At 40.0% G+C, this 11872-nt stretch carries 6 protein-coding genes; all 6 read left to right on the plus strand.

Annotation, left to right across the window (positions count from 1 at the left end; genetic code table 11):
- Nucleotides 1-94: 94 nt before the first annotated feature.
- The 6 genes from ACZZZW_RS07415 to ACZZZW_RS07440 all read left to right on the plus strand — a co-directional run bounded on the left by ACZZZW_RS07415 (nucleotide 95) and on the right by ACZZZW_RS07440 (nucleotide 11872).
- Nucleotides 95-2437, plus strand: coding sequence for a TonB-dependent receptor (locus ACZZZW_RS07415; protein WP_463492742.1), 2343 nt, complete (start codon nucleotides 95-97; stop codon nucleotides 2435-2437).
- 7 nt (nucleotides 2438-2444) lie between these two features.
- Nucleotides 2445-2915, plus strand: coding sequence for a DUF4625 domain-containing protein (locus tag ACZZZW_RS07420; RefSeq protein WP_463492743.1), 471 nt, complete (start codon nucleotides 2445-2447; stop codon nucleotides 2913-2915).
- Between the two features lie 30 nt (nucleotides 2916-2945).
- Entirely contained in the window at nucleotides 2946-4181 is a 1236-nt protein-coding gene (locus tag ACZZZW_RS07425; protein ID WP_463492744.1) for a YncE family protein, read from the plus strand.
- Between the two features lie 251 nt (nucleotides 4182-4432).
- A complete protein-coding gene (locus tag ACZZZW_RS07430) occupies nucleotides 4433-5350 on the plus strand; it encodes a DUF4625 domain-containing protein (RefSeq protein ID WP_463492745.1) in 918 nt (305 codons plus the stop codon).
- 365 nt (nucleotides 5351-5715) lie between these two features.
- Nucleotides 5716-7980 carry a catalase/peroxidase HPI gene (katG, locus tag ACZZZW_RS07435; RefSeq protein WP_463492746.1) on the plus strand — a complete coding sequence of 755 codons (2265 nt, stop codon included), beginning with the start codon at nucleotides 5716-5718 and terminating at the stop codon, nucleotides 7978-7980.
- Nucleotides 7981-8677: 697 nt separating this feature from the next.
- Complete coding sequence (locus tag ACZZZW_RS07440; protein WP_463492747.1) at nucleotides 8678-11872, plus strand: SusC/RagA family TonB-linked outer membrane protein; 3195 nt, start codon at nucleotides 8678-8680, stop codon at nucleotides 11870-11872.

The raw sequence follows: 11872 nt of genomic DNA on the forward strand, positions 1-11872 counted from the left end.
ATTCGGTTTGCCTAAAAAATTCGCGTAAGCGTATATTTTTCCTATGAAGAAAATTATGCTGCTATTGGTTAGCACATTTTTTTGCTGCGGTATAATGGCTCAAACCCACCCTTTAAACGGTGTAATTACAGATGATTTTCAGCATCCGCTTGCGGGCCTGAATGTTAAATTAATCAATACTGGTTTTTTTGCAGTTAGCGATTCTTCGGGCAAGTTTAATTTTCAGCTTCCGAACGGAAAATATGAATTAATGGTAAATGCCATAGGTTTTCAATCCGTTAAAAGAAACATTGTTATTGATGGAAAGGCTGTTTATCTGGTTTTAAAATTAACAATCCATTCACAGTTGTTGAACGAGGTTACTGTAAAAAGTAAAGCCATTGATGAACGCAGACGACAAGAATCGTTAAATGTTGAAGTGGTTAGGACTGATTTTATTCAGCAACATTTAGGGGGCAGTTTAATGAATACGCTCCAAAGGTTGCCAGGTATTAAAACAATCGGAATTGGCTCGGGCCAGTCTAAACCTCTAATACGGGGTTTGGGCTTTAACCGTGTGGTGGTGGTTGATAAGGGCATAAAACACGAAGGGCAGCAATGGGGTGCCGATCATGGATTGGAAATTGACCAGTTTGCGGCAGAGGAAGTGGAACTGATTAAAGGTGCTGCGTCATTTGTTTACGGTTCTGATGCCATTGGCGGTGCCATTAATATTAAAGCACCGGTTTTGCCTGCCCCAAACAGTTTTGGTGGTGAGTTAAATTTAATCGGTAAAACAAATAATGCTTTATACGGCACTTCAGTACGGTTGTTCAAAAGGAAAGAAAGGCTGTTTTTCGATGGTCGCTTTACTTATCAAAATTATGGTGATTACCGTGTGCCTACAGATAGCCTTTATGTATACGATTTTGCTGTGGGCTTGCACAAAAACCATTTAAGGAATATTGCGGGTAGGGAAACGGGTATTCATTTCAATACCGGATATATTACCTCGAAATTCAAAACCCTATTTTATTTAAGCAATACCTATAGCAAAAGTGGTTTTTTTGCCAATGCACATGGCCTGGAACCAAGGAGGGTTAATGCGGAAGTTCACGATGCCAGCTCACGCGATATTTTGATGCCATACCAACAGGTGAATCATTTTAAACTGATTAATAAAAACAGTTGGATTGTTAAGCGCCACAACATTGAACTGGAGTTGGGTTATCAACATAATTTCCGCCAGGAGTACAATCATTATGTAAATCATGGCTATATGCCGCCTGTTTATCCGAATGCGATGAATATTCCAATTGATTTGGAAAGAGAATTTAATAAAAAGGTTTATGCTTTAAATGCAAAAGATCAGATCACTTTAGGCAAGCATCAATTGCAAATCGGAATAAACGGTGAGTTACAAAATAATGGGATAAACGGCTGGAGTTTTTTAGTACCTGCGTTTAAGCAAAAAGGGTTAGGTGCCTATGCTTACGATAAGTTGAAGCTAAATGACAAAGTGTTGTTCCACGCTGCCATTAGGTATGATGTGGCGCAAATAAATTTGTTGAGGTATACCGATTGGTTCTTTTCTGAAACGGCAAATGGTTCGAGGGAAAAACTGGTTAGGGCCAATAATTTAATCCGGAACTTTAATAGTTTCGTATGGTCGGCGGGGATTAATTACAATGTTGATCAGTTTGAATTTAAGGCGAATATTGGAAAAAGCTTCCGCATTCCGATAGCAAAAGAACTTGGCGCAAATGGTGTAAATTACCATTATTTCAGCTACGAAAAGGGCAACCCGAATCTCAATCCGGAGCAGTCTTATCAAGCAGATTTCGCTATCGGTTTAAATACTGAGAAGTGGACAGTTAAATTAAGCCCTTTCTTTAATTATTTTCCCAACTATATTTATCTGAATCCAACTTCAGCCCACGATTATTTTTACGGCGCAGGCAATCAGGTTTTCGAGTATGCGCAGAGCAAAGTGTTGCGTTATGGTGGCGAAATACAGGTTAAGTATCAGTTTGCACATCAATGGAGTGCCGAAGTTTTAGCAGAATATTTATATGCACAGCAGTTGTCCGGAGATAAAAAAGGCTATACACTGCCCTTTTCTCCCCCAGCTTCTGCTTTATTCAATTTGACTTATGCGCCGCATAAACTAGTTGGCTCATCAGCTACATACTTTTCCTTGGATTACCGAATCACCGACGAACAGCTCAACATTGTTCCGCCAGAGCGAAAAACAGCAGGTTATAGTTTGTTCAATTTTCAGGCAGGAACGAAAATTCAGATCAGCAATCGTCCGCTTCACATCAGTGCACAATTGCAGAATGTATTCAATACAAAATACCTTAACCATACCAGCTTTTATCGCTTAATCGGTTTGCCGGAACAAGGCCGGAACCTGGTGCTTTCTGTTAAACTGCCTTTCAATTTTAATCATCAATAAAAAATCAATGAAAACAAAACAATTGCTTATCGCACTGCTCACTGCAGCAACAGTATTTTCTGCCTGTAAAAAAGATACCGAAGAAATCGATACCGAATATCCATCAATTGATTTAACAGGATCAGCTTTTCCGCAACAATGCGCCATTATTAAAAAAGGAGAAAAATTCATTTTTAAAGCCAGGCTGAATGATAATATTGAATTGGGTTCGGTGAGTGTAGATGTGCATCACAATTTCGATCACCATAGTCATAGTACCGAAGTAAATGATTGCAATTTGGGCGCGGTAAAACAACCCGTAAACCCATTTCTGCTCATTAAGGATTTTCCTGTTCCATCAGGTTTGAAAACCTATGATATTGCCCAGGAGATAATTGTGCCCGCAAATATAGATGCCGGAGATTACCACTTCTTAATCCGGCTAACCGATAAAACCGGATGGCAAACGCTTAAAGGCATAAGCATCAAAATCAATTAATAAAAAATCCAATTATTTAAAATACAAAAAATGAAAATTCAGAACAAACTTAAAACTGCATTATTATTTGCACTGTTGGCAACAGGTTTTGCCGCTTGTAAAAAAGATAACAATACTACAGAACCGGTACCCGAAGCCCTTTTAAAAGAGCATAAATTTTTAAGGGTTTTAGTAGCTGATGAAACCTCCCCCGTACTTACCCAAATAGAACCCTCTACGGGTAAAATAACTGCTTTTACTGGTAAATATCCTTTAGCCAATATTTATGGAACAGCATCTGGCAGATATGCAGCAGTACTTTACGGAGCGCAGAATTTGGTAGAGGTATTTGACAGTGGTTTGCAATCGCACGATGACCATATCGATGTAGACGGAATCGCCAAATGGGCAGCCATCACCGCAAATGGAACCAAGCCAACCCATTTTAAAAGCAAAAACAATGAATCTTTAATTTTTAACGATGGCGATGGAACTTTAAGCGTTGCTAATGATGCAGATTTTAATACGGCAAACGCAAAGTTTAAAACGGTAAATGCTGGTTTACTGCCTCATCATGGTGCAATGGCACAGTTTAGCAATGGCAACTATGCCATCACTTCAACCGCAACTTCGGGTGTATCGCCTACAAGGGTAATTATAACCGATAAAAATGGTACGTTGATACATTCGTCTACTTTAGAAGTGGGTGCAATACATGGTAATGCGAGCGATGGCCAAAATGCTGTATTCGGTGCTTATACCACATCGGCAGCAACTGCAGGAGGTGTTTTGGTTGTGGCACAAAATGGTACGCAACGTATAATTTCAAATCCTGATGGTTTTGGTGCATTTCGGTTGGCTACTATTCTATATGCTGAAAGTGCCAAAAAATTCATTGGCTATGTTGCTGCGAAAGGTGCTTATTTAATTGATTTAACAACAAACAAGATCAATCCAATTTATGCAGGTGCCGATGCTTTTCAATGTAAGGTAGATTATGCAGGTAAAAACTTATTGGTGTTAACACTTGATGGTAAATTAAGAATTTATGATTTGCTAACAGGTGGTTTGAAGAAAGAGGGCACAGTGATTACCTCTATTGCAGCTGCCGATACATATAAACCTGTATTAGAAGCTACAGCAAGGTTTGCTTATGTAGCGATGCCGGCTAGTGGCGAGGTTCACCAAATCGATCTGACCGATTTTACAAAAGTTATAAAACATAAGGTTACTGCACGCCCGGTAAGGTTAACCCTGCTTGGTTTCGAAAGTAGCGCAGAACATTAATATTTTCAAATAAGGCTGTATCATATTTATAAACCCGTCTTGATTTTTAAAGTTGAATTTTCAAGCAAATCGATTATGCGGTCATGGATTGAGTTTCGTAGAGCGGTCGCCATTGCTGAGGCAAGAAGCCATCTTAAAGCGTACGTGGTCGCAATTGTTATAAAATTGTCTCCCACGAATTTGAAACCCGCTGCAAGATGACAAACTTTCTCAGCCAATAAATATGATACAGCCTTTTTAACCCATATCAAATGAAAAATCCAATACATAAACTAACCACTTTACTCATCTTGTTGGTGGTTTTTGCAACAAGTTGTAAAAAAGGAAAAAGCCCTGAAATAACTGCACCAACCGCTACCAACATTGAAATAGGTACGGCCAATAACAGGCAAGCCATAAGGGGAAGAGATTTCCATTTAAATGCAGATGTAATTGCTGGTGATAAAATTAAAAGCGTAGAAGTTAAAATACTTCAAAAAGCAGGACAAACATATACCGCAAACTGGAAGTTTGAACTGGCCTGGGAGCAGTACAATGGCGTAAAAAACACCAATGTACACAAACATTTTACCATCCCTGCAGAAGCACCTGAAGGAAAGTACGATTTCTATTTTACTGTGTACGATGAAAACGGGACCAAGTTGGAAATAAAAGAAGATTTTACCATTATAGATGCCACCAGTATTGAAGTTGATCCAAAAATTGGCCGCGACATTTTTTCCAGGAATGGTGCCATGATTTATTACATGGATACCTTCGTTGAGCAAGAACTCATTTTAAAAAAAGGAGACGAATTTACAGCCCATGCACAGGTAAGCGGCATAAAAGGTGATGGAATATTGTATACCGTTTTAATTAAGAGAAAAGCCAGCTATTTCCCCGAATCAATTGATAAGCTCGATTTAAATAAAACGATTGTGATTGCTAAAGTTGCACATAATGGCTTGCCAAGTGCTTCAAAAGTATCAACATTAAAACAGATTAATGGCATTTATGGTGGCGAAAGTATAATTATCGGTGCAGAAAAAGATGGCAATGAGCCTAATGCAAATCCCATAGTCGGCGAAAAAGCATGGGAATCCGGCCAGTATAACCTGGTAATTCTTTATAAAAACACCACTTATAATATGAGCACCTATAAATCCATCCCAATCACCATTGTTTATTAAATTGAAAAAGAAAAATAGCATTTATCATATTTCAATCCCCTTAATGTTGCTTATAACCTTTTTAATAGGTATGCTGTTAGGAGCTGCATTAATATTACATATCGCATAGGATAACCCTTTGATGAAACATTTTTAAAGGTGGATTATTTTATAATTCTTTTTATTTCCAAAGTTTAATGTGAAGTATAATTTTCGTTGGTATGGATTGTTGAAGCAGCTTTAATGCTTGATATTTAACCATAATAGATTCTAGCTATTCCGTTATAGAATTAAATGATTGTGATTAGTTATTCCAATTCTCTAAATTTATATAATCCCGAATAATTCTTTTATGGGTTCAATATTTCACTAAACAAATTATATAAATGGAAAACGAAGCAAACGATATCAGTAAGTGCCCTTTTCACAACGGCAGCATGAAAAGTAATGTAGGTGGTGGCGGCACCAGGAATAACGACTGGTGGCCAAAACAATTAAAGTTGAGCATTTTACGCCAACATTCTAATTTATCCAATCCTATGGGAAGTTTTAACTATGCCGAAGCCTTTAAAAGCCTTGATTTGGATGCCTTAAAAGCAGATCTTCATGCACTTATGACCGATTCACAAGATTGGTGGCCGGCAGATTTTGGGCACTATGGAGGTTTGTTTATCCGGATGGCCTGGCATAGCGCCGGCACGTACCGTGTGGGCGATGGCCGCGGAGGGGCAAGTGCCGGATTACAACGTTTTGCACCTTTGAACAGTTGGCCCGATAATGTGAGTCTTGATAAAGCACGCAGGTTACTCTGGCCAATTAAACAGAAATATGGAAACAAAATTTCATGGGCCGATCTGATGATTTTAACCGGTAATATTGCCTTGGAATCAATGGGTTTTAAAACCTTTGGTTTTGCCGGTGGACGTGAGGATGTTTGGGAAGCAGATGAATCAGTTTATTGGGGATCAGAAACCACCTGGTTAGGTGGCGATCTTCGTTATGCTCATGGTTCAGATGGTGCAGGTAAAGCACATGGTGTAGTGGTAACAGATGATGATGCCGATGGCGATATCCATTCACGCAATTTAGAAAAACCACTTGCTGCGGTGCAGATGGGATTAATTTATGTAAATCCTGAAGGACCGGACGGAAATCCTGATCCAGTGCTTGCCGCTAAAGATATCCGCGATACCTTCGGCCGCATGGCTATGGATGATGAAGAAACAGTTGCGCTTATTGCAGGTGGCCATACTTTTGGTAAAACACATGGTGCTGCCTCAGCAGATCATGTAGGTAAAGAACCTGAGGCTGCAGGTATTGAAAGTCAGGGCTTTGGCTGGCACAACAGCTATGCATCTGGTAAAGGTAGTGATACGATTACCAGCGGACTTGAAGTAACCTGGACCACCACACCTACCCAATGGAGCAATAATTTCTTTGAAAACCTTTTTGCATTTGAATGGGAATTAACAAAAAGCCCTGCTGGTGCTCACCAATGGGTGGCTAAAAATGCAGAAGCCATTATCCCTGATGCATTTGACGGTACAAAGAAACATTTACCAACTATGCTTACCACCGATCTTGCGTTGAGAATCGATCCGGCGTATGAGAAAATATCCAGACGGTTTTTAGAAAATCCCGATCAGTTTGCTGATGCTTTTGCAAGGGCCTGGTTTAAATTAACACACCGCGATATGGGGCCGATAGCCCGTTATCTTGGTCCGGATGTACCGCAGGAAGAATTGCTTTGGCAAGATCCAATTCCGGCAGTTAACCACGCGTTGATCAATGACAGTGATATTGCGGTTTTAAAAACAAAGGTGCTGGATGCTGGCTTGAGTATAGCTGAGCTGGTTTCTACCGCATGGGCTTCGGCTTCAACCTTCCGTGGTTCTGATAAACGTGGTGGAGCCAATGGCGCGCGTATCCGTTTAGTGCCTCAAAAAGATTGGAAAGTAAATAATCCGGTTCAGTTGCAAAAGGTGTTAAATGTATTGGAGGGTATTCAAAAAGAATTTAATGATGCACAAGTTGATGGTAAAAAAGTTTCATTAGCCGATTTAATCGTATTGGCGGGTGCTGCTGCGGTAGAAAAAGCTGCCGGATATTCAATTTCAGTGCCATTTACTCCAGGTCGTATGGATGCCTCCCAAGCACAAACCGATATAGAATCTTTCAGTTATTTAGAGCCCGTTGTTGATGGTTTCCGCAATTACCGCAACTCAAAATCACCAGTTCCAACAGAAGAATTTTTGATTGATAAAGCTCAGTTATTAACTTTAACTGCACCAGAGTTAACCGTATTGGTAGGTGGTTTGCGCGCCTTGGATACCAATTTTGATGGTTCCAAAAATGGTGTTTTAACCACTACTCCAGGTAAATTGACTAACGATTTCTTTGTAAACCTATTGGATATGGAAACCGCATGGAAAGCCATTGCCGAAGACAAAGAACTTTATATCGGGAGCAGCCGTTCAACTGGTCAGCCTAAATGGACAGCAACCCGTGCCGATCTTGTATTTGGATCTAATGCCGAACTGAGGGCAATTGCCGAAGTGTATGCAAGTTCGGATGCACAGGGTAAATTTATAAAAGACTTTGTGGCCACCTGGAACAAAGTGATGAATTTAGATCGTTTTGATTTGAAATAGCTTTAAAATAATAAGTGCAAGGGGCTGTATGATCAATTTAATTGATGGTACAGCCCTTTTTTTATAGAAAGCTTTACTACGGCTCTTCCAATGCTATTTCCACTCATGTTCACCCTATTATGGGCAACTGGTTGCAACAAACGCCGCTGTTATTTTTAAGCTGCACAATACTAAATCCGCGAAAAAAAAAATCTTAATTCAGTAATTTAAATAGATTTCTTAAGGATAATCAGAAAATCGGCTTCAAACAGCTCAGGAATAAAGTTTAGCAGATAAACGTTTTAGTTCGAACTTATGCGACTTATTCAAAAAAAATAATCCCTGTAAAAGTAATCATACTGTAATCTGCCTGCTGCGTTAAAACTGACATTCCCTGTCAAAATTATATTCTTGATTTTGTAGTAAAATATTTAATATTGGGTAGATAAATCGTTTTATCCACAACCAAATATGATGATGAGCTTAGGAGTATTTACCCTGTATTGTGCAGTGTATATCTTTGTGATTTACGCTGGTGTATATTTAGCCAATTCCGGTAATTTATCGCATTACTGTTCTGTTTACATCAAAAGCCTTTCCGATTAAAATAATTATTTGCAAGTCAGTTATTTGTGATGAAATCGATAAAACGTTTTAGCTGCCAGCAGTTGAATTGAATATTATTAACTAACCATTTACTAAACCTAAACTAATGAAAATGAATCTACTCAAGATTTCAGGACTTTCTGTGCTTTTTTTGCTCAATAGTCCTGCTTTTTCGATGAATCCGGGTGCCGAAAAATCCAGGGGATTTTCTGGCCTTCATGTGCTTACCGTGCACAATCAGAATCGAAAAGTTATTACCGGAACCGTATTGGATGAAAAGAACATGCCCATACCTGGGGTTGGCATTAAAAACATCACTTCGGGTAAAACTGCGGTAACCAACGAGGCCGGTAAGTTTAGCATCGATGCCAATGCCGGCGAGGTAATCCGTTTCTCCTACGTTGGCTATCAGAATAAAGATGTTACCGTAGGGACCGACGCAAACCTGAACATTAAACTATCACCTGCCGAAGCCAATAAACTTGATGAAGTTGTGGTAATTGGTTATGGTAGTGTGAAAAAAACAGATCTAACGGGCTCAGTTGGTGTGGTAAAGGCGAGCGAACTGCAAGAACGACCAGCGGCATCCCTAAACCAGGCCTTGGCCGGGCGTATTTCTGGTGTTCAGGTCAATACCAACTCGGGTAGGCCAGGTGGGCAAACCAATATCAAAATCCGTGGTTTCAGTTCCATCAATACCAGTAATAATCCACTTTATGTGGTAGATGGTGTGGCTTTACCTGTGGGCTCGCAAACGCAGAACAGTAATGCCATAGATTACATCAACCCTAGCGATATTGCATCAGTAGAGGTATTAAAAGATGCTTCATCCACAGCTATATATGGTGCAAGGGGAGCAAATGGAGTAATTTTAATTACCACTAAAAAAGGAACGGCAAATGCGCAACGGATTACCTACGATGCCGATTTTGGAATTAATACCCTGGCTGCACACCATGTTAAAATGCTCGATGCTTACGAATATGTAAAGGTTCAGGATCTGGCTTACGATAATATCAAAGTTTACGATCCGGTGGGTTGGGCGGCAGGAAACTATGCTTCCACACCAGTTCCGAAAGCTGCAAGGATTGCCCTGCCGCAGTTTTTTGATAGCAATGGAAACCCATTGTACAATACCGATTGGTTAAAAGAATCTACACAGAACAAACTCTCACAAAATCACCAGCTTGGTTTTACCGGAGGGAATGAAAACAGTACTTACGGTGTTTTTGCAGGCTATCGCGATGATGAAGGACTATTAAAAAACTCCTATTTAAAACGTTATTCGGGAAGATTTAACTTCGACAGTAAAATTAAGCCCTGGTTAAAAGTTGGTGGTAACTTGAGTTATAATAACCAGGATGAAAACATTGTAGATCAGGGAACAGGCGGTTTAAACTCTGTTCGTATGATTACCGAAGCATTTCCTTTTCTTCCGATTAAGCTGTCAGATGGCAAATGGGGCGATAATAAGTTAATTCCATGGGCAGAAGGTGGTTCTAATCCGGTGCACATTTTAACCGATCAAAGATATGGCATGATTACACAAACTGCATTGGGAAGCATTTATTCTACAATCAGTTTCAGTAAAGACCTCGAATTCCGCACCCAACTGGGCGCCAATGTAGTTAGCCGCAACATTAATGAATACAATGCAAAACAGCTCTATGGTATATCTGATGGGCAGAATGGTACAGCAAACGTAACCAACGATAGGGAAACATTCTGGTCGTTGGAAAATTATTTAACCTACAACAAACGTTTCGCCGAATCGCATGCCATTAATGCGTTATTGGGTATTTCGTGGCAAGCCACCAATTTCTTTAGCAACACCAGTCATGCAGAAAATTTTGTAACCGATTTTTATGGCAACAACAACATGGGTTCTGGCAGTAAATCCATCACTGTTGGTTCTAACCGGAACAGGTCTGCTTTCAACTCCTATTTTGGAAGGTTAAATTATGCATTTAAGGATAAATACCTGGTAACCTTTACGGGCAGGGTTGATGGATCGTCAAAATTCGGAGATAACCATAAATTCGCCTTTTTCCCTTCTGCGGCCTTGGCATGGAAAGCTTCCGATGAAGATTTTCTTAAAGGAAACAAAACAATCTCTAACTTAAAATTAAGAACCAGTTATGGTTTAAGCGGTAATTCCGAGCTTCCTGCTTATCAATCATTAGCCACCCTGGTAAACAATTCAGCCATTATTAACGATAGTAAAGTAACCGGTATCGGTATCGGCAGGCTGGCCAATCCCGATCTGGTTTGGGAAAAAACAGCACAGGTTGATGCCGGTTTGGAACTGGGTTTATTTAACAACAGGATTAATTTAGAGGCCGATCTGTATTACAGAAAAACAACTGATATGTTATTGGATGCCCCTGTGCCACGCACTTCTGGTTATTCGGTTATCAGAAAAAATGTAGGTTCGATGCAAAATAAAGGTTTGGATTTAGGTATTAATACCGTTAACATACAAAGTGACGATTTTACCTGGAAAACCAGTTTTAACATTTCCCTTAACCGCAACAAAGTACTTTCTTTGGCAACGCCTGATGATATTTTTGGTGTAGGCAATCCTAATTTCACCAATCAAACGGGTATTATCAGGGTTGGTGAGCCTGTAGGCTCGTTTTGGGGGCTTGTGCGTTTAGGTACCTGGAGCGAGGCAGAAAGGGCTGAAGCCGCTAAATATGTAAGCTACCGTGGTGGTAAAACTTTGCTGCCGGGCGATATCAAGTACTTGGATGTAAACGGCGACCATGCCATTACAGATGCCGACCGCCAGATTATCGGTAACGGATCGCCAAAAGGCTGGGGATCATTTTCAAACTCTTTCCGCTATAAAAATTTAGATCTGATTGTAGAACTTCAGTATTCTTATGGTAACGATGTGTTAAATATGACGCACCATTCTGGTGAGGACAGACAGGTACAGGCCAACAGTTTCGCCAGCGTATTGGATGCCTGGACACCTCAAAACCAAAACACACCGATTGCAGCAATCAGAGATCAATCTGCCGGCTATGTTACCAATGTTGATACACATTGGTTAGAAGATGGCTCGTTCATCCGTGGGAAAAACCTTTTGCTGGGTTATACCTTTAATAAATCGCTTGTAGAAAAACTGCGCTTAAACAAGCTCCGTGTTTACGCATCTGTTCAGAATTTCTTCTTGGCCACCAAATACACTGGTAACGATCCGGAAGTAACCACTTACGGTAACGTATTTGCACAAGGCCAAACGTTTTTCGATTATCCAAAGCCAACAACATTTATGGTAGGCTTAAATATTGGATTGTAA

The sequence above is a fragment of the Pedobacter sp. AC379 genome, from assembly GCF_979258145.1.

What these genes read in the sequence shown, in the direction of transcription:
- ACZZZW_RS07425 (WP_463492744.1), top strand. Translation starts at nt 2,946, where the DNA reads ATGAAAATTCAGAACAAACTTAAAACTGCATTATTATTTGCACTGTTG.
- katG (WP_463492746.1), top strand. Translation starts at nt 5,716, where the DNA reads ATGGAAAACGAAGCAAACGATATCAGTAAGTGCCCTTTTCACAACGGC.
- ACZZZW_RS07440 (WP_463492747.1), top strand. Translation starts at nt 8,678, where the DNA reads ATGAATCTACTCAAGATTTCAGGACTTTCTGTGCTTTTTTTGCTCAAT.
- ACZZZW_RS07430 (WP_463492745.1), top strand. Translation starts at nt 4,433, where the DNA reads ATGAAAAATCCAATACATAAACTAACCACTTTACTCATCTTGTTGGTG.
- ACZZZW_RS07415 (WP_463492742.1), top strand. Translation starts at nt 95, where the DNA reads ATGGCTCAAACCCACCCTTTAAACGGTGTAATTACAGATGATTTTCAG.
- ACZZZW_RS07420 (WP_463492743.1), top strand. Translation starts at nt 2,445, where the DNA reads ATGAAAACAAAACAATTGCTTATCGCACTGCTCACTGCAGCAACAGTA.